Source organism: Blautia massiliensis (ex Durand et al. 2017) (assembly GCF_051861785.1).
Classification (GTDB): Bacteria; Bacillota; Clostridia; order Lachnospirales; family Lachnospiraceae; genus Blautia_A; species Blautia_A luti_A.
On record NZ_CP146725.1, the window covers coordinates 1,700,994 to 1,721,154 of the forward strand.

The 20,161-nt window shown below is 46.1% G+C and carries 19 protein-coding genes; 1 reads left to right on the top strand and 18 read right to left on the bottom strand.

The window, feature by feature from the left end:
• Positions 1–101: 101 nt before the first annotated feature.
• Genes V9W66_RS08140 through V9W66_RS08155 form a run of 4 tightly spaced genes read right to left on the bottom strand, consistent with a single transcriptional unit; the run spans position 102 to position 4,198 of the window.
• Positions 102–824, bottom strand: coding sequence for an amino acid ABC transporter ATP-binding protein (locus V9W66_RS08140; RefSeq protein WP_144095655.1), 723 nt, complete (start codon positions 822–824; stop codon positions 102–104).
• Positions 817–2,319: an ABC transporter permease subunit gene (locus V9W66_RS08145; RefSeq protein ID WP_144095653.1), complete on the bottom strand. Its 1,503-nt coding sequence runs from the start codon at positions 2,317–2,319 to the stop codon at positions 817–819. The genes V9W66_RS08140 and V9W66_RS08145 overlap by 8 nt, the downstream gene beginning before the upstream one ends.
• Before the next feature lie 15 nt (positions 2,320–2,334).
• Entirely contained in the window at positions 2,335–3,192 is an 858-nt protein-coding gene (locus V9W66_RS08150) for a PfkB family carbohydrate kinase (RefSeq protein WP_144095651.1), read from the bottom strand.
• Between the two features lie 37 nt (positions 3,193–3,229).
• Positions 3,230–4,198: an SIS domain-containing protein gene (locus V9W66_RS08155; protein ID WP_144095649.1), complete on the bottom strand. Its 969-nt coding sequence runs from the start codon at positions 4,196–4,198 to the stop codon at positions 3,230–3,232.
• 291 nt (positions 4,199–4,489) lie between these two features.
• Here V9W66_RS08155 and V9W66_RS08160 point away from each other — a divergent pair, with 291 nt between their 5' ends.
• The gene (locus V9W66_RS08160) at positions 4,490–5,212 is read left to right on the top strand and encodes a GntR family transcriptional regulator (RefSeq protein ID WP_186290118.1); all 723 of its coding nucleotides are present in this window, start codon (positions 4,490–4,492) and stop codon (positions 5,210–5,212) included.
• A 146-nt stretch (positions 5,213–5,358) separates the two neighbouring features.
• Here V9W66_RS08160 and V9W66_RS08165 read toward each other — a convergent pair whose 3' ends face one another.
• From V9W66_RS08165 to V9W66_RS08230, 14 genes are all read right to left on the bottom strand, one after another.
• A complete protein-coding gene (locus V9W66_RS08165; RefSeq protein WP_330575436.1) occupies positions 5,359–6,354 on the bottom strand; it encodes a D-alanyl-D-alanine carboxypeptidase family protein in 996 nt (331 codons plus the stop codon).
• 252 nt (positions 6,355–6,606) lie between these two features.
• Positions 6,607–7,302: a 50S ribosomal protein L1 gene (rplA, locus tag V9W66_RS08170; RefSeq protein ID WP_015525334.1), complete on the bottom strand. Its 696-nt coding sequence runs from the start codon at positions 7,300–7,302 to the stop codon at positions 6,607–6,609.
• Between the two features lie 95 nt (positions 7,303–7,397).
• Complete coding sequence (gene rplK, locus V9W66_RS08175; RefSeq protein WP_015525333.1) at positions 7,398–7,823, bottom strand: 50S ribosomal protein L11; 426 nt, start codon at positions 7,821–7,823, stop codon at positions 7,398–7,400.
• A 68-nt stretch (positions 7,824–7,891) separates the two neighbouring features.
• Positions 7,892–8,413: a transcription termination/antitermination protein NusG gene (gene nusG / locus V9W66_RS08180; protein ID WP_015525332.1), complete on the bottom strand. Its 522-nt coding sequence runs from the start codon at positions 8,411–8,413 to the stop codon at positions 7,892–7,894.
• A gap of 15 nt (positions 8,414–8,428) precedes the next feature.
• Positions 8,429–8,635: a preprotein translocase subunit SecE gene (gene secE / locus V9W66_RS08185; protein WP_118515828.1), complete on the bottom strand. Its 207-nt coding sequence runs from the start codon at positions 8,633–8,635 to the stop codon at positions 8,429–8,431.
• A gap of 25 nt (positions 8,636–8,660) precedes the next feature.
• Entirely contained in the window at positions 8,661–8,810 is a 150-nt protein-coding gene (rpmG, locus tag V9W66_RS08190; protein WP_044961412.1) for a 50S ribosomal protein L33, read from the bottom strand.
• Positions 8,811–9,066: 256 nt separating this feature from the next.
• Positions 9,067–9,804, bottom strand: a complete 738-nt coding sequence (locus V9W66_RS08195) for an SDR family NAD(P)-dependent oxidoreductase (protein ID WP_144095645.1) — start codon at positions 9,802–9,804, stop codon at positions 9,067–9,069.
• Position 9,805: 1 nt separating this feature from the next.
• Positions 9,806–11,623: a thiamine pyrophosphate-binding protein gene (locus V9W66_RS08200; protein ID WP_144095643.1), complete on the bottom strand. Its 1,818-nt coding sequence runs from the start codon at positions 11,621–11,623 to the stop codon at positions 9,806–9,808.
• Positions 11,616–12,770 carry a LicD family protein gene (locus V9W66_RS08205; protein ID WP_144095641.1) on the bottom strand — a complete coding sequence of 385 codons (1,155 nt, stop codon included), beginning with the start codon at positions 12,768–12,770 and terminating at the stop codon, positions 11,616–11,618. The genes V9W66_RS08200 and V9W66_RS08205 overlap by 8 nt, the downstream gene beginning before the upstream one ends.
• Positions 12,771–12,801: 31 nt before the next feature.
• A complete protein-coding gene (locus tag V9W66_RS08210; RefSeq protein ID WP_144095639.1) occupies positions 12,802–15,081 on the bottom strand; it encodes a LicD family protein in 2,280 nt (759 codons plus the stop codon).
• Positions 15,082–15,084: 3 nt separating this feature from the next.
• A complete protein-coding gene (locus V9W66_RS08215; protein WP_144095637.1) occupies positions 15,085–16,386 on the bottom strand; it encodes an adenylyltransferase/cytidyltransferase family protein in 1,302 nt (433 codons plus the stop codon).
• A gap of 7 nt (positions 16,387–16,393) precedes the next feature.
• Positions 16,394–17,758, bottom strand: a complete 1,365-nt coding sequence (locus V9W66_RS08220; RefSeq protein WP_144095635.1) for an acyltransferase family protein — start codon at positions 17,756–17,758, stop codon at positions 16,394–16,396.
• Positions 17,759–17,872: 114 nt separating this feature from the next.
• The gene (locus V9W66_RS08225) at positions 17,873–18,616 is read right to left on the bottom strand and encodes a glycosyltransferase family 2 protein (protein WP_144095633.1); all 744 of its coding nucleotides are present in this window, start codon (positions 18,614–18,616) and stop codon (positions 17,873–17,875) included.
• Between the two features lie 82 nt (positions 18,617–18,698).
• Positions 18,699–20,075, bottom strand: coding sequence for a sugar transferase (locus V9W66_RS08230; protein ID WP_144095631.1), 1,377 nt, complete (start codon positions 20,073–20,075; stop codon positions 18,699–18,701).
• Between the last annotated feature and the right edge of the window lie 86 nt (positions 20,076–20,161).

A 20,161-nucleotide genomic window follows, 5' to 3' on the forward strand; every position in this document is an offset into this window, starting at 1 on the left:
TCTAACTAAATGGCATTGGAAACGGGCTTCGCGACTCCGAGTGCCTCCCCTCCCCACGAATTTCCCCGCTTTTTCAAAGCAGAACTTTTCCACGAAAAACCCTACAACACTTTGGAAAGAAACTCCTTCGTCCTTTCCTCTCGAGGATCCCCAAACAGTTCTTTCGGATTTCTATCCTCAAGAATCACCCCATCATCCATAAAGAGCACTCTGTCACTGACTTCTCTTGCAAAGCCCATCTCATGGGTAACCACCAGCATGGTCATGCCTTCTTTTGCAAGCTCCTTCATAACCTCAAGAACCTCTCCGACCATCTCCGGATCAAGAGCTGATGTCGGCTCGTCGAACAGAAGCACCTGGGGATTCATTGCAAGGGCTCTGGCAATGGCAACCCTCTGCTTCTGTCCGCCTGAAAGCTTTCCGGGATAGACATCGGCTTTTTCTTCAAGGCCGACTCTTTTCAAAAGAGCCCTCGCCTTCTGATCAGCTTCCGCTGCATTCCATTTGCCAAGGCGCACCGGCGCAAGGGTGATATTTTTCAATACTGTCATATTGGGAAACAGATTAAAATGCTGAAAAACCATTCCCACATTTTCCCTGAATTTATCTACATCCAGATTCGGATCCAGAAGCTGCTGTCCGTTTACGGTGATCTCGCCTTCCTCCGGTTTTTCCAGAAGGTTCAGGCAGCGCAGAAATGTAGATTTTCCGGAGCCGGACGGACCGATGATGCAGATACACTCACCCTTGTTTACGTGAGTTGTGATTCCCTTTAATACGTGTACGTCCCCGAAGGACTTTTTCAGATTTTTAACATCAATCACTTTCTCTCAGTCTCCTTTCAAATCTCTTCAGCAGAAGGCTCAGGCACTTCACGATCAGATAGTACATGATACCTGCAACGATCAGCGGTATGAACATCTGATAAGTACGGGAAGAAACATAGCTTGCCGCCTTTGTCAGATCCATGATACCCACATAGCCCAAAATAGAAGTCTCCTTGATCAGCTGGATAAACTCATTACCCATTGCCGGAAGGATGGTTTTTACAGCCTGCGGAATGATAATGAAACGCATGGTATCCTTATACCCAAGGCCCAGAGAACGACCAGCCTCGCTCTGGCCCTTGTCTACAGATAAAATACCTCCGCGGATAACCTCGGAAACATATGCACCGCTGTTGATACCGAAGCTGATCACTGCTGCCACATATCCCAGCCTGCTGTGGAACACTGCAAAATAGATGATCATCAGCTGAAGGACTGACGGTGTTCCACGGATCACATCAACATAAATATCCGCGATCGTGGAAAGAATGGTTCTTCTGCCTTTTTTCGCAGCTCCAAGCCGTACCAAAGCCACTACAAGACCGATCAGGATACCTACGATCACTGACAAAAGGGAAACGATCAGCGTAATCCCAAGACCGTTAATATAAAACTTCCAACGATTATCCTGAAGGAAAATAAAGCTTAAAAGTCCCAGAAAACCATCGGTTGCTGTTACATCTGTCACATCCTCGCTGTTTTCAAGTGTATCCACAAAATACTTCTGATAAAGATCATCATATTCCCCGGATTTTTTTACTTTTGCAAGCCCGTCATTGATGATCTGGACAAGCTCTGTGTTTCCTTTTTCAATACAGAAAACCGTATCCTCTGCTGTACTTGGCACGGACTCATACTGCAGGTCTGAGTTCTGTTTGCAGTAGATCTCAGCCATGATATTGTCGATCAGAACTGCATCTGCTCCACCGTTTTTCAGCTCCATGACTGCACTGGAAGCGTTTTTAAATCTTTTTACTTTGGCATCCTTAACTTCACCGTAATCGGTAGTCTCGCCGGATGCGATCATATCACTCTGTGCACCCTCCAGAACTGCAACGGTTTTTCCGGACATCTCCTCAAAATCCTTGATCGGATTATCCTTACGACTGATGATGCACTGTGTACCGGTATAATAAACATCGGAAAAATCAACGCTTTTTTTACGGTCCTCCGTAGGTCCGATCCCGGCTGCGATCACCTGTACATCACCAGCCTCCATGGAACCCATCAGGGAATCGAAGGGCATATCCTTCCATACCAGCTTTACGTTTTCTTCCTTGGCGATCGCCTCCAGAAGATCGTAATCAAAACCTGTAATATTTCCATTATCATCCAGGTATTCAAATGGTGAATACTCTGCGTTCGTTCCTATGATAATGGTCTGCTGTTCTGCCGCTTTTACTGCCACTGCACTGCTGAAATATACCGGCAGAGCCATGATCATACACAGTACAAAACAGATAAGAGCTCTGCTTTTTCCATTGCGTCCCATTATTTTCCCCTCCTGCTATTCATATTTTTTTCCGTAGCCAAAAGCACCTTCCATGCCACAGATGCCCGCTGCAAAAGCAGCTGCCTCTTCAAGACTTTCACAGATCGCGGTTTCCTCCGCCATGCCGTTTTTCATTCTTCCGATATACCCGGTAAGGAAAGATGCGATCAGTGAATCCCCGGCGCCAAGAGTATCTTTTACTTCCGTAAGCGGCGCTGCCGGCTGCCGGTAAAAATTCCTTCCGTCATAAAGAATGCAGCCCCTGGCTCCTCTGGAGGCCATGGCAAGCTTCGGCCCCATGGAGATGATCTTTTTCAGATGCTCTTCTGCCTCCTGGTCGGTTCCGTCAAAGGAGCAAAATGCGTAAGTAACCTCCGGTGCTGTTTTTTCATAATATTCCTCTGTGGAATCATCAGAAAAGTCAAAAGAAACCGGAATTCCCGCCTCTTTGATCTTATGCAGCTCTTCCTCCGTAAAAGAGTAATTTCCGCTATGTACCACATCAAAGCCTTCCATATATTCCAGATCAAAACGATCAAGGATATACGGTGTTTTTCCACGGATACCACCATCATTAAAATCCAGGAACTCACGGTCTCCGTCTTTTAATGTGATCCTGGAATAACCGTTCTCGCCGTGCAGCTGTCTGCACTTTACGGTTTCCACGCCGATTTTTTCCAGTGTATCCATGATCAGCTCTGCTCTGTCGTCATCTCCGAAATATCCCATATACGCTGTTTTTTCACATCCGGCCATCTTTCCGTAAACACTGACGTTTACGCAGTTTCCGCCTGGATACATGGTTTTCAGATGATCATAGATATCCACTACATTGTCTCCGAAGCCAAGAAGCCTTGTACTGTATTTACTCATATTTTCCCTTTCTTTGTGCACAGGCACAGCAACACCTTTAGTACTCTACAACGCCCATATATCTTCTCATATCCAGCGGATGGCGGCGTTTGTCCTGGAGAGCGGTACGGTAAACGGTTGTCATGGTATAGAACAGCATCGGGGTAAAATATTCCACACAGCTGTCATCAATCGCTTCCATACCAAGCTTATCCGCATCGATCACTTCGTATTTCTTTCCGTATTTTTCAAGGAAAGTCAGCACACGCGCATCCATCATACGGTTTCTGCCCCGGCTCATCATAAGGATATAAAGATGATCCTCATCCGTTACCTCAAACGGTCCGTGGAAATATTCCGCACTGTTCAGATAACCGCAATCCATCCACTGCATTTCCTGAAGTGAGCAGATCGCAAAGCCATATGCCTGAGAATAGGAAGCTCCCGATGCCATGATATAAAGGTTCGGTTCCTCTGAATATTTTTCTGCAAAAAGCCATGCTGCATTCTGCTGATCCTTCACTGCAGCTGCAATAACATCATCGATCTTTTCAAAGCCTTCCACGATCTTATCGTAAAGCTTATATCCCGGCTCCTGTACCTTCATCAGCTCATTAAGAATACGAAGTACGATTCCCTGAGGCTTCTCTGCTTCCTTTACCCCCGGTGCCCAGTCGTATACAACGGAGATCCATTTATCGGTATCACATGGGGAACCTGGCGCATGTGTCATTGTAACAACAGCCGCACCTGCATCCATTCCCGTTTTTGCTGCCTCCAGACACTCCTTTGTCTTGCCACTGTGGGAGCAGATGATCAGAAGACTGTCTTTTCCCAGCTTCTTCGGCGGTGTCAGTGCAAACTCTCTTGCAGGGATCCACTGTGCATCTATCACTGCGGATTCCGCACGGACAAAATAATATCCCGGATACAGATCCACAAGAGATCCTCCGCATGCAAGAAAATACACATTTTTGATTGTTCCATGCTCTTTGTTGATCTTATTTACAATTTTTACTGCGTCCATTTTCATCCTCCGGTTTTCGTGGAAATTCGTCTGGTAATCCTCTGAATCCATTGAAAATACAGGATTTTTCGGATTTTCAGATGAATTTTTCCTTCTTGTACTTTTGCATTTTACCTTTTTGAAGAATATAACATATTATAACGTTATAGTAAAGAGTATATTCATGATTTATGATTAATTATTCATCCAATGTCCCTTCTGACGCACTGCAGAGGTTTGTCCCTTACTGGACAAATACATCCGCACTATAGTAAAATATCTTTTATGAACAACCTCAGAAAGGATATTTTCATGTTAAATAAAAATTCGATCCAGCCGCTTTACAAGCAGCTTATGGATATCATCACCCAGCAGATCAAAAACGGTACTTATAAGCCCGGAGAAAAAATCCCTCCTGAGCCGGAGCTTGCCGATCTTTACCATGTCAGCCGGATCACTGTCCGACGTACCGTGGAGGAGCTTTGCACACAGGGCTATCTTATCAAGCATCAGGGAAAAGGAACCTTTGTAAAATCCCCCATGATCTTCCGGAAATTTGAATCCCAGAAAAATATGAGCTTTTCCGAATCCTGCCGTCAGAATGACCGGATTCCGGAATCTCACGTACTGTCCTTCTGCAAAAAACCTGCGAACAGCGTAACCTCTGATTTTCTGCAGCTTACTTCGGATGAGGAAGTTTTTTTCCTGGAACGTCTTCTTCTGGCTGACAGTATTCCGGTTATTGATGTTCACACCTGGCTCCCCACACGGCTTTTCCCGGATTTTGATCCGAACGCTGTAGAAAACGGTTCTTTTTTTGAATATCTCAAAAACACCTACCGCTGTACGATCGCAGAATCCAGCCGCAGCACTATTTCTGTTACTGCAGCTTCCCCGGATATGGCAAAAACTTTGCGTCTGTCTTCCGGCGATCCCGTGCTGATCCTGGATTCCTATATGGAAGCTCCTGATGGAAATCCGCTTTACATCAGCCGTGAATACATTGCAGGTTCCCGCTATACGATTTCATTTTGAAGAATCAAAAAAACGGCACAGAAGTGTTATGCTGCCAATACAGCAGCATACACCTCTGTGCCAGTGTTTATTTATCCAAAGATATTACTGTTCACTCCGTTCTCTGCAACACGCTTCGCAATACACAAAATTTATCCTTTATCTTTTCAAGACTCCGATCCATCACTGCCTGTCATCTGTGCCTCAATGGCCTTTCCAAGGCGGTTATAGATCGTCACCGCATCCTTCACATGGAGTGGGCTTCCGGTATTTCCCGATGCGCCTGCCGTTACCAGTATGTATTCCCTGTCGTAGATCTCTGCAAAGCTTGCAAGACACAGCCCCGCCTCGCTGGTATATCCTGTCTTGCCGCCCAGGATCTTGCCGCCGGTAACGGAAGGGTCAGAAAGATTTTTGAACATGGTACTGTAATATGTGATCCCGCTGGGATGGAGATTCGTCACTCCTGTGGAATGCCGCGGGCTCTCAATGATCTTTCTGAACGTATCGTTCCGAAGCGCATACCTGAGCAGCACCGCAATATCTCTCACTGTACTGTAATGATCCGGATCATGAAGCCCTGTCGTATCACAGAAATGTGTACCATTCATTCCAATCCTCTGTGCCTTCTTATTCATCAGCTCCACAAATCCATCCCTGGAACCGCCTACGGTATCCGCCAGTGCGATACAACACTCCGCACCGGATGGCAGCATAGCACCATAAAGAAGGTCGATAGCCCGCACGGTCTCACCGGGCTGAAAGCCTGCCTGGGTGGCATCCTGCTCATAAAGCCCCTGGAACATTTCCTGGGTCAGAGTGATCTCCTGATCCAGATCATCCAGGTTCTCAATAGCCACGATCACCGTCATGATCTTCGTCATGGAAGCCGGATAGATCTTCTCATCGCCCTTCATATTTCCGATGATCTTTCCGCCTTTTACCTGCATCAGCACTGCATAGGGACTGTTGATACCGCTCATCTCAAGCTTACGGACAACCGGTCTCTGCAGAGACTCCATCCAGTCACCTATCCCTTTATTCCAGCCGATGATCACTACAAGTGTCAGGATCACGATAGCCTCTACCACCAGGCAGAGTATCATTTTTATTTTGTTTACCTGTTTTTTTATTTTCTTCGCTTTACGCTTTTTTGATCTCAATTTATACTCCCTGTTCCGACAAATTCATCTGTAAGTTTTACTTACAGAAACGTTTTCCCCATCTTTTTTATATTAACATGATTATTATTTTCTTCTGTAAAATCTATATGAAAAAGCTCTGATGAGCTTTCGGTCTGTTACAACTCTGTTTGTGCCTTATTGTAGGATTTTTGCCCCAAAAAATCAAGGTGTATAAATGTATAAAAAAATACCCCATACAAAGTTTCCTCTGTACAGGGTATTTAAAATTTATTACTGAGCTAATTTAATCGGGTTAAGCTTAACACCAGGTCCCATTGTCGGAGCGATTGTAACGCTCTTCAGATACTGACCCTTCAGTGTGCTAGGTCTAGCCTTTGTGATAGCTCCCATAAGCGTCTGGAAGTTGTCGCTTAACTGCTCCTCGGTAAAGGAAGCCTTTCCGATCGGAACATGGATGATGTTGGATTTGTCAAGACGATACTCGATCTTACCTGCTTTAATGTCGTTAACAGCTTTTGTTACGTCCATTGTTACAGTACCAGCTTTCGGGTTTGGCATTAAACCTTTCGGTCCAAGTACACGACCAAGACGACCTACAACGCCCATCATGTCCGGTGTTGCAACTACAACGTCAAAGTCAAGCCATCCCTCGTTCTGGATCTTCGGAATGAGGTCCTCAGCTCCTACGAAGTCTGCTCCTGCTGCCTTTGCCTCTTCTGCCTTAGCATCTTTAGCAAATACAAGTACACGAACTTTTTTACCTGTTCCGTGTGGCAGAACAACTGCTCCACGGATCTGCTGATCTGCGTGACGTCCATCGCAGCCTGTACGGATGTGAACTTCGATGGTCTCGTCGAACTTAGCTACAGCTGCTTTTTTAACAAGGCTGATAGCCTCTGGTGCATCATATAATGTTGCGCGGTCTACTGCTTTCGCAGCTTCCACATATTTCTTTCCTCGTTTCATTTCTATAACCTCCTGTGGTATTTGCGGGGAAAAGCCCTCCCACTTGAAAATTTCACTTTTTCTACGGGAACCCCGAACTTAAGCTTCGGTATTTATTAGTCTACGACTTCGATTCCCATACTTCTTGCTGTACCGGCGATCATGCTCATAGCAGCCTCGATGGATGCTGCGTTGAGGTCTTTCATCTTCAGCTCAGCGATCTCCTGAACCTGTGCCTTAGTAACTTTAGCTACTTTGGTCTTGTTCGGTGTACCGGAACCAGATTTGATGTTTGCAGCTTTCTTAAGAAGAACTGCTGCCGGCGGAGTCTTGGTTATGAAGCTGAAACTTCTGTCAGCGTAAACAGTGATGACAACCGGGATGATAAGATCTCCCTGATCAGCTGTTCTTGCGTTGAACTCCTTAGTAAACTGTACGATGTTTACACCATGCTGTCCAAGAGCCGGACCTACAGGTGGTGCTGGAGTTGCTTTACCAGCCGGAATCTGTAATTTGATATATCCTGTTACTTTCTTTGCCATTTTCGGCACCTCCTATGTGGTATTGGCGGGGGTGTGTCCCTCCCACTTGCTGTTACCTTGTTTTTGAATTACTCAGCTTTTTTGATTTCTGTGAAACTTATTTCTACCGGTGTTTCACGACCGAAAAGCTCAACATTGATCGTTACCGTCTGTTTCTGCATGTTGATACCTGTGATCACACCTGCGGTATCTTTCCATGCACCACCGGTAACGACTACCATGTCGCCCTCTGCGAAGTCCACTTCGATATCCGGTTTCTGGATACCAAGCGGCATCATTTCCTCTTCTGTAAGAGGCACAGGCTTTGATCCCGGTCCTACGAATCCTGTAACACCGCGGGTGTTACGGACAACATACCAGGTATCGTCATTCATCACCATATTGAGAAGCACATAGCCTGGAAACATCTTTTTCTGAACCTGTCTTGAGGTTCCGTTCTTCATCTCCACTACATCCTGCAGCGGAACACGTACCTCCAGGATCTGGTCTTCCAGGTGTCTGTTCTCGATCGTCTTTTCAATGTTGGCTTTTACCTTGTTCTCATACCCGGAATAGGTATGGACAACGTACCATTTTGCTGCTTCTGACATATAATCACCTTGTCCTTACTTCATTAAGAAATTAATGCATTCCAGAATTCCGGAATCCATTACACTGATAACCACTGCCAGGATGATCGTGATGATCACGACCACAACAGTCTGCTTTGCCAGTGTGGGACGGTCTGTCCAGACAATCTTCTCAAATTCTGACTGAAGTCCCTGAAACCAACTTTTCTTCTGCGGCTTATCCGCAGATTTCTGTTTTTCCATAGCATAACCTCACAAATCTCTGTGATTACTTTGTTTCCTTGTGCAGAGTGTGTGTATGACAGAACTTACAATATTTCTTGGTCTCCATTCTCTCAGGATGGTTCTTTTTCTCCTTCGTCATATTGTAGTTACGCTGCTTGCACTCGGTGCATGCTAATGTAATCTTAACGCGCACAACTTCCACCTCCAGTGTTTTCATTTGCATGGTCTTCTATGCCGCCCGGAACGTATATCCGTCGTCATTTTCGGGCATAAAAAAAAGACCTAACTTCCATGTCGCTCGTCAATTTTATCACAGAGCATAGGTACAAGTCAAGCCTTTTTCGCTTAAATATAAAGAAAGATAAAGAAAGTCATAAGAAGCCCCTTATGTGCAGGCACAACGTATCTTCTTCTGTCTTCCTGTGCACTTTCAACTGATAGTCAAGCGGTTAAAAGTAGTCATAACCACCGTGAATATCCACCACACTGCCGTTCATATATCCGTTAGACAGCACTGCATAAGCCATATCCGCCACTTCCTCCACAGTTCCAAACCTGTGGAGTGCGATCTTCCGGTTGATACGGTCATAGCTCTCCTGGGTGCGGGCGCTGTGCCACGGAGTTTCGATAAAGCCAGGTGCAATAGCGTTGACTGTGATGCCCTTTGGCTCAAATTCCTTTACCAGGGATCTTGTCAGGAAATGGATGGCTGCCTTGGTGACTCCATATACAAGGGAGGAAGAATACGCCTGCTGTCCTGCATAGGAACCGGTAAAGAGCACACTGCCGCCCTCTACCATCATAGATCTCAGCTCTTTGACCATAAATACAGGTACGGAAAGATTGGTGTTTACGATCCGCGTCCACTCCTCAAAGCTGTAGTCTTCATATTTTGCGTAGGTACTGATGCCGGCATTGCTTACAAGCCAGTCAATATGGTCTGTCTGCTTTTTCAGCTCCTCCACAAAAACCATCATCTCTTCATAGGAAGACATATCTGCCTTTATCAAAGTCACCTGAAATCTTTTTTCCTCAGGAAGGCTCTCCTGAAACGACAGTGCCTTCTTCTCATCATGTCCATATGTTACGAAGATCCTGTCAGCTTTTGCTGACTCTGCCAGGATCTTTTCGGCGATTCCTCTTCCGATTCCGGAGGTACCGCCTGTGATCACAGTTATTTTTCCCATTTTACAGCTCCATCAGTTCATCAAATATCGGTTTCGGTATATAAGGCTGCTGATTGTGGATCGGCTCACCCAGACAGGTCTTCGGGTATGCGTAGGTTCCATGCTCCAGCATGATCTCCAGAAGCTCCGGTCCGTTCTGCTCCAGGAATCCACCGGCATATTTTTCCACGTCTTCTCCCTGGATGCGCTTTGCAGGAATTCCGTAGGCCTGCGCCACATCTGTAAAATCGCAGGATGAAAATCCGCTGCCATCGGAGGTATCCGCATATACACAGTCAAAATAATCTCTCTGAAGATGACGGATCATTCCCAGCGCCTCATTATTCATTACGATCATCTTCACCGGAATATTCTCGCGCTTCACCCACTGCAGCTCCTGGATATTCATCTGGAAGGCTCCGTCTCCACAGATACATGCCACCGGCTTGCCGGTAGCATAATAAGCTCCGATAGCCGCCGGAAGTGCATATCCCATAGCACCATGTCCGCCGGAAAAAAGTGTCTTCTGCCCCTGCTGATTGTGGAAGGACTGATAGCTCCAGACCATATGCTGTCCCACATCCACAGCAACCGCTCCGGTATCGGAAAGCTGATCACTCAAATATGCGATCATGCGGTTCGGATAACGCTGCGGTGTCTCATCGTCCACTTTCCAGAGTTCCTTACGGATCTTCTGGCAGACAGCAAGCCATTCCTCATAGGAACCGATCTGTGCCTGCTGCTCTGTCAGCTTACGCACCACAGTCTCTGCGCTGACGCAAAAGCATTTCTCACCTTCTCTTCCCTCATGGATCTCTCTTTGAAGATTATAAGGATCAATATCCACACGGATGATTTCGGCATTCTTCGCAAACTCATGAACCTTAGTACCAATCTGACGGGTACACAGGGAAATTCCAAAGCAGAGCAGAAGGTCGCTTTTTACATTGGCGATCATATTTGCATACCGGTGTCCGTAGGCACCGCCGATGCACCCGAAGTTCAGAGGATCATCAAAGCTCAGTGCGGACCGGGCAAGTACGCTTGTGATCACCGGAATGTGATGGGCACGCGCCAGATCTGTGAGCATTTTTTCTGCTTCTCCGGAAGCTCCGTGACCAATCATAAATACCGGCCGTTTTGCAGTCCTGATCTTATCCAGAATATATTCTGCCGCCTCTGCTCCATCAGAAGAATCCGCCTTTGCAACTGCATCCCTGTAAAAGGCTGCCCCGTTTTCCGGATCATTTTTTCCATATACAGCTGTCTCGATCTCTTCCTCGGAAAATTCCATATCATAAGCCGGATCTTCCACCTCGCCTCTCTGCACATTCATAGGAAGATCGATAAGAACCGGCCCCTTCCGTCCTGTATTGGCGATCTGCCATGCAAGATTCAGTTCACGAACAATATTTTTCGGATCACGGACCTGCACCGCGTACTTGGTTACCGGCTTTGCCATGGAAACCATATTGATCTCCTGAAAGCCCTGCTGACGAAGGCCTGTAATACCGGAATATTCATAGGTATTCAGCTGTCCGGTGATAAAGATCACCGGAAGAGAATCGAAATACGCATCTGCCACACCGGAAAGCAGATTGGCAGCTCCCGGACCACTGGTGGCATAGGCACAGCCGCAGGCATTCTTTGCCTGAGCATAACCGCAGGCGGCAAAAGCAGCTCCCTGCTCATGATAGCTGGAATGACTTCTTGCATGGGGATTCTTCTCAATGGAATCTACCAGATGTGCGATCATGGTTCCCTGATATCCGAAGAAATCATGGATCCCTTTTTTCTGCAAAAATTCCACAACATAATCTGTAAGCTTGACCTTAGACATATTTTTTTACCTTCTCCATATACGAGACCCTTCCTGTTTTTTCCAGATACTTAAGATACAGGTCAAAAACCTCCGGATCTGTTTCAAATGCTTCTTCATATTTCAGACAGCGCTCATTCATCCTGGTATATCCTGCAAATGCTTTTTCCAGTTCCACATAATCTTCATTTTTGAAGAGATTCCGGATATAGCTGAGCTTTTTGCGATAAGCCAGTGCACAGGTATATTTTTCCCCGCAGAATTTTGCATAATCCCAGCACTGTGCAAGATATTCCCGGTAATTCATTCCAAACTGCCTGCACTTTTCCCTTTTCTTCCTGACAGAAGCAAATTTCTTCAGTTCCTTTGACTGCTGCAGAAATTCCTCGCATGGAATCAGTGTGCTGCACACCACCAGCGAGCCAGGAACATAGTTTTCCATTGACTTATTTCGATAATTTTTGCCGTAGGCCCGGGTGAGATAGCTGTCTGTGTTTCCCGGGACCATAAAGGATTCTCCTCCAAGCATTGCCTCCCCGGGATTTTCAAAAATATGCACAGGGAAATAAAGATTATGGTCAAAATACCGGAGTACATATGTTTTTGCGCCATCCTGCGGCTGCCGGAGCAGATCCCGGAATATGCTCTTTGCCAGCCAGCCTCGTCCGCAAAGGGAAAGGACTCGCACCATCCAGATACATCCCAGCTCACGCCGGTTTCGCCACTCGCCTTTTTTTCCGTAGATTCTCTTCCATCCATCTTCGCGCATACGGTTCCAGAGATATTTTCCCTTTGGGCCATATTCACACTGCAGCGGAAGGATATTGATCCCCAGTCCCGGATGTTTGTATTTTCCATACTCGTCCAGCTTATAAAACAACGTATCTTTATCTGTATAACGCAGAAAAAATCCGGGGAAACGGCTGTTATTTTCCATTGATTCCAGAGCTCTGCGCAGCTCCGGTTCTTCCTCAAAGATATTTTTAAACCGGGCCATATCACCGGTCTTCATATAAATATCATTGCTTGCCGGATTCATGGGAAAAGGGCGCTCCGTTACCGCACAGAGGGTAAGATACGGAGAAAGATAATATGTGATCTTATTTTTTCTGCATATGGTATCTATTTCTTTTAGAAGCTCCAGTACTTTCTGCTGTTCTCTGTTCAATACACTCTGCCTCGTTTCTGTTGATCTGTCATTACAGGATCCGCTTCAGAAGCTCCTGAAGCTCCTCCTGACTTTTATACTTATCCAGCCAGCTGTTCAGAAATTCTGTCACGTCTGCCTTCTTTGCGAAAAATCCGGTACACCGGCTTCCATCGTAAAGATCCTCCAGGAAGATCCTGGAAAGCTCATTTTTTATATAGGGATGCGGCTCATGATCCAATGCCAGGAAATAATTTTCGAAGGCTTCCCGGGTACGCCCCTGTTTCTTCCGGATATCTCCCAGAAGCTTGTATACCTCTCCCTGCCATTCCTTATGGACCAGAAAGCTGCGGATCTCCTCTGCCAGATATTCCATCTCGCCCTCTTCCTCACTGCACAGGATCCTGGTACGGCCCTCTGCCAGTGCTTTGGGATAGCCGAATCTCTGCCATGCACAGGTAAGTGCCTCTTTGTACACCGGCTCCTCAAGGGTTCCCTCCCTTGGAGAATTACCGATGATCCCCAGTTCTTTGCAAAGCTCTCTCACCAGCTCTTCCAGCCCCCCTTTTGTACGGACGGAAGATACCTTCGCAAGATAAAGAGCGCCTCTGATCTCCTCATCCTCCGGCATCAGTCTGCTCCAGAATTCCATCAGAGAGAGCGCTTCTGATCTTCTCTGGCTTCCGAGCAGATCCCGACAATCCCGGATTGCCTGAGACTTCTGTTTTTTCAGGAATTTATCCAGTTCCAGCTGCACAATGCCGTTACTGGTGCATTCTCTGGCTTTCAGATACTCTGCCATTGCTTCGTTCCGGAGGCCCTTTTTCCAGAGAAGATCCCCCTTATATTTCATAAAATATCCATCCTGGGGAAATATTTTCAGGCAGTAAGACAGAAATTTCTCCGCTTCCAAAGCATTCTGCGGTCCTTCCAGGCGCTCCATCACAAACCGGCATTTAAATTTCAGGAATCCCGGAGCATCCGGATATTTTCTGAGAAGATCATCCACGATCACCTCTGCTTCCTGCATTTCTTTAAATTCATAGTGGCTGGCTGCTTTTCGGAAACGTCGGATATCCTCCACTGTCTGCTCCATTTCCGGAGTAAGATGATCCATTTTTTTACGTACCTCGTACATACGGTATGCCTTGGAAACACGCTCCTGATAGATCAGTGTCAGCATGGCCACCTGAAAAGCCTCATCCTCCAGCGGGATCAGGATCGGATGATAGAACGGACGGATCCCGTTAAAATCCTCACGCCCGATAAACTCCATGCTGAGCTGTACACGGTAATACTCCTCAAAGATCTCACCAAGCACATCATATCTTCTCTCTTTCAGCAGGGTCTCCGCTGTTTTTTCGGATCTCATCAGTCGGGCAGACACATCCCGGGCTACAACACCGGCTTTGATCCTTCTTCGTCTGTCATCCTGTTTATGGTCTCCCTTTGCCATAAGAAGGCAGTAGAATTTGCGGAAAAGCATCTGTCTGCGGATACGTTTTTTGTCGATCCTTGGCGTATATTCATCCCGCACCTCCTGATAGCTGGCGCCCGGAACATCAACAGACTCATGAGATTCTCTTTCCCCATGAGGCGGTATATAGGACCATTCGTCCCCGTAATGCCAGATCAGATAATCACTGGTCCTGTGAGGGATCATAACCTTTTCGCCCTCGAAGTCCATATATTTTACAGGGAACATCATATCCTTGTCAAAAAGAAACGGGCAGCCTCCCCATCGCATGGCATAGCGGCTGCACTCCTCTTCTTTATAGGAAAACATGATCTTCTCCAGTTTCTTTAAGGTTCTGTCCTTTCCGCAGAAGGTATAACGGAAAAGCCAGTACAGATATCGCCAGGGGGAAATTTCCCATCTGGTTCCTACGACCATGCTGATATTCAGAAGTTCCGTATAGATCATCATATGATCCCGGTATTTCTCATACTCACGGTCATCATCCGGAATGGGATCCAGAGTCAGTACGTCAATGATCTCACCAGCCTTGTCGTCTCCTATGATCTGATGCTTGTGGATCGCACAGGTATCCGTACTTCCGTAGCGCGGAAAACCGTTGGTATAATTACGGTCCACTTCTGTACAATAAACCGCCCGGTTCGGCGGCATCTCGTTCTGACATATTTCTACAAATTTATCCCAGTCACTTTTGGGCATGTAAATGTCCACATCATCGTCCCATGGGATAAAGCCTTCATTTCGAAGAACACCGATCAGAGTACCTCCGGCCATTACATATCTAAGATCATGCTTTTTGCAGATCGCGTCAACCTCCCGGAAGAGCTGCAAAAGAAGCTTCTGTTTTTCTGTCATCTGTCAACCTCTTTGATTAATTATTTTCAAAAGCTCAGCCAGAGTTTCTGATTCTTCATAAAAAAATCTCGTACATTCTGTCCGTCTGTCACGGATCATGATGACCAGCTCCTGAAGCAGATAGCGAAGACCATTTCCCTCAAAATTAAAGCTGTAGCGTTTCAGGAATTCCTGACCTTCTATTTTGGCTTCAAAATATCCGGTATTCCACCAGTCACCGGGTACGGTGATACGGCCCCTGGTTCCGATGATCGAAAGCTCATTTTCCACATCCACCGTTGTTCCGATCTCAATGGTCGCCAGTGCCCGGAGATACTTCATCGTGATTATATCATAAATAAAGCAGCCGTCACTGCTCTTCACCGCATTGGTCTTCACCTCCAGGTAATCTTTACCGAGAAGCTTGATGCATGCACAAAGCGCCTGGCTGACTGTTTCGCTGAAATTTTTTCCGCCCTCAAAATCATCCTGGGAAATCGCGCATTTTACAGCTACCACATCTCCCACAAGCGCTCCATGTGTCAGCCAGACGAGCTGTGTAAACGCGCGCAGATAGACCATGGTAAGCTTCTCTACCAGAACAACCTGATGTGCCTTTGCCAGTGCAAACAGCTCTCTTATCTCTTCCGGCTCCAGAGCCATAGGCGTGTCACTGATCACATATTTATCTCGTTCCAGTGCCTTTCTGATATAATCTGCCCTGTTTTTCAGACCGGATCGGATATAAATGATATCCAGTCCTTCCAGAAACTGTTCATAATCTGTACCATAAGAGTCAAGTTCATATCTGTCACAGAATTCTCTCGCAACAAAAACGTCCTCAGAATACACACTTTCTACATGCAGTCCGCTGACATACTTGGACTCCAGCACCATTTCGTTGTCCTCTGCATCATCCGTAACAATGCCCACTCTGTAGATCATACCCTCACTTCTGAGCTTGGTACTGGAAATATTTTTGGTACGTTCCAGATAAACAACCTCACAGTAATTCTTCAGATAATCAAATTTGCCACGCCAGTCCGAACCGACTACCAGAAGGTCGATATTGTATTTTGTAATGTCATTTAGCTTCTGCCCCTGATATTCCTCTACAATGATCTCATCCGCAAAACCGGTCTTGCGGACATTTTCGATACGCTTCAGAAGGCTGTCCTGTACATTCAGCTTGCCGCGTTCGATATCATAGCTTTCACTGGTGACACCCACAACAAGATAATCCCCCAGCTCTCTGGCTCTTTTCAGAATATTGTAATGTCCCTGGTGGAACAGATCAAAGGTACCGTAAGTAATGACTTTTTTCATTATTAATTTAATCCTGCGCTTTCTCTTCTTTATTTTTCAAAAGCACTTCCATTTCCCCCTGCGGTTCTGTGATCTCTAATATGTCATCCAGGTCCTGGAGCTGCTCAAATTTCTGTGGAGCTCCGGCATCATCCATGCCGTCCTCCATCTCAAGATTCTCATCTACAAAGAAATCCTCGTCACGGATCTCTTCCTGCTCTTCTGTCTCATGTTCCAGTACAGCCGCCACATCGTCCTTCACCTTACGTGCATCCTCCTCGTCCAGAGTTGCCGCAAGCTCCTCAATGGCTTTCTTTCTTTTCAGTATGATCTCATAACGGTCATCTTCATCATATTCATCCTCAAGTCCTTCATCCTGCACCTGCTTCTCACGTTTGAACAGAATAAATGTAAGCAGGTTCAGTACCCCTCCGTAGAGGAAAGATACCGGCTTGCTTCCAAGGATCAGCACAAGCACCCAGGATACTCCGAAAAGCACCCAGACATTCAGCATCTGCGGGATGCTGAGAAGAAGCAGGCCGTTGAGTACGATCATGATCGGATAATGGAAAAAATAAATCCCCATGGTATTTCTTCCAACAAAGGTAACCGGCAGCTTCACATCCGGGATCAGTGCCAGAAGCGTCAGCACCAGCATAAAAGATACCAGATACATCAGAAGGCGGATCAGCATTCCTGTGATATCATCCATTCCCGATAACTGATACGTATGATTCCCACGGAAAATATCTATCGGGATCTCATTGGCGATCATAAAATTCGGAACTGCATACAAAAGCAGGGCTGAAACCAGGAGCAGGATCCATTTACCCTTGAATTTACGGACCACGTCTGTGTAATCACTCTTCCACAGATAGCCTGCCACAAAAAACGGAAAAAATACAACGATCCTGGAGCTTGAAAGATAGGTCGTAAATTCCGGTCTTGTTCCTGCCCACAATGCAAAAATAATGCTCAGAGGCACGATAAAACGTATCTTGCCAAGTGCTTCGATAGTCAGCCTGTAGATAAACAGTGCCAGCACATACCACATAACTGTTCCGGACGGACGGAGCAGCTCATAATCCATGCTTCTGCCGGTCCAGATATACGCATACCAGGTCAGACTGTATCCAAGAATATAAGGGATCAGCAGATTCTTCACATTCTTCAGTACATCCTGTGGCTTCTTGGAAAGATATCCGGATATAAAAATAAAAGCAGGCATGTGAAAAATGGTGATCCCATACCATACATAACGCACCACTATGTCCACCTTGACCAGCTGAAATGCAATCAGATGATTAAATACGACAAGAAAGATCAGTACTACTTTAATGTTATCGACCAGGTAAGAATACGGCACTCCCTGGTTATCCGTTCTCTGTTTCATTTGTTTCCACCTTGTAATATTTGATAAAAGTATGAATAAATAATAACATATATTTATGAATTTGGAAATAAAGAATTAATATATGTCAGAATTATTCTCCTCTTCCAGAATTTTTCAACGGTATTTCCATATCCCGTGGAGCGCATAGGAAACAAAGAAAAACAGACTCTTCAGCGGACCATATCCCACATACCGATACACCTGATAAGTCATTGCCGCAGACTTCAGCTTATTTCTGGATTTTCCCCCTTCACTGAGCCGGTATTTCAGGTAAGGTCTGTTGATCCCTGCTGCAAATCCTCCCTTTCTCAGGATCCGGAGCCAGGTAATGTAATCTTCATGGCTGTCATCATGCCCCATCGGAAACGCAAGTGCATCTTCTCTGCGCAGCAATACGGAAGAACAGTTGATGCTGTTATGCTTCAGAAGCTCCCTGTATGTGATCCGTTCCTTTACCGGAATATATTTGCCGGTAGTGCGCCCATCCGGCGTCATCAGTTCTCTTCCGGTGGAGCAGATCGCACAGCCGGTCTGTTCCATAACCTCTGTCTGGGCTTTCAGCTTGCCCTTTTCCCACCAGTCATCCGCATCCAGAAATGCGATATATTTTCCCCGGGCTTCCTTTACGCCCCGGTTTCTGGAACGGGCAGCACCCATATTCTGTTCATTTCGGATATAACGGATCTTTCCGCTGTCCATATATTTCATTACAGCAAGCTCTGTGCCGTCTGCAGAACAGTCATCAATGACCAGCACTTCTACCGGAACCTCCTGTCCCAGTACTGATTCGATCGCTTTTCCAATATATCTTTCCCCGTTATATACGGGCATCACTACGGAAACCAACGGCTTTTCCATAAAAACAACCTCCGTCCTCTCTATCCACAAAATGCGCATCAGGATGATCTGCCGCAGCCTGACACGCATTTCGTTTCGTTACTTATTTTTTGTCTTCGGAATCCTTAAGAGCGTTCTTCTGATTATCATCCACGCCCTCGGAAACTTCTTTCTGGAAAAAGATCTTTACAGTCATAAACAGAAGCTTGATATCCAGAAGGAATGAATAATTTTCAATATAAAACAGATCCAGCTTCAGCTTATCATATGGTGTGGTGTTATATTTGCCATATACCTGAGCATAACCGGTCAGTCCGGCTTTTACCTTAAGGCGATAGTGGAATTCCGGGATTTCCTGCTCATATTCCTGCATGATTACATCTCGTTCCGGACGTGGACCTACAAGAGACATATCACCCATAAACACGTTAAACAGCTGGGGAAGCTCATCCAGATGCAGGTTACGCAGAACATGTCCTACCGGTGTGATACGGGAATCGTGCTTGGACGCAAGACGTGCCCCGTTCTTCTCGGAATCCACACACATGCTTCGGAATTTCCGGATGCGGAATTCCTTTCCCTGATAGGTAAGACGATCCTGGAGATAAAATACCGGACCGCCGTCATAAGCTTTCACCGCAAGGGCAATGATCAGCATGATGGGTGAGGATACGATGATCCCAAGTCCGGAAACAATGATATCCAGAACTCTCTTGGCTGCACGCTGCTCCATGGAAAGCCCCTGATTCCTGCACATCAGAAGCGGCGTATCAAACAGATGGATCCTGCCTGTTCCAAGCAGGATGATATCGGAAATCTTCGGGCTCATATAGCAGCGGATGGAATGAGAAAAACAGTATTTCAGATACCTGTTTCGGATCTGTGACGGAAGATCCCAGATGATCACGCCTTCATAATCTTCCATCATGGCATGGATCTTCTCTTCGCCCTCACGGATATGAACCTTACCGCTGATATCGTATTTATCCTTTCGGGTGTTCATTTTGTGGATCACATCACCGGGATCACGGTCTCCGTAGATCACCAGCAGCCTTCTGGCTCCGTACAGTCCGGAGTAAATATACCTGGAGCCCCAGATCCACAGTACCGTCACAACAAGCTGGACTCCGGTCATTTCGATCACCGGTCTGGCCGACATAAACCATCTGTTGATCAGTGTGATCTGAAAATACGTCACAACATTGGTACAGAGCGTTGCCAGCGTCAGTGAATAAAATACATCAATACGCTTCAGATAGCCTACCTTCAGACCTCCGTAAAGCTTGGCAAACATCAGATAGATCAGCGCATAGATCAGGATCATTACCCAGTTACCTTTTCTCCAGAATGGCTTCAGGATCAGGTCACTGTAAAAATCATACCATACATAAGCAAAGATCGCTGCCTGTGCGATCACGATCAGACTTGCCAGACAAAATACCACAAATCTCTTATAATCTTCTCTTTTACTTCTATTCACAGATTTTTCTTCCTTCCTGAGGAGTAGATATTAACTTCATCATTATAGCCAATATATACTCTTACGTCCAGAGATTCCTCTGATTT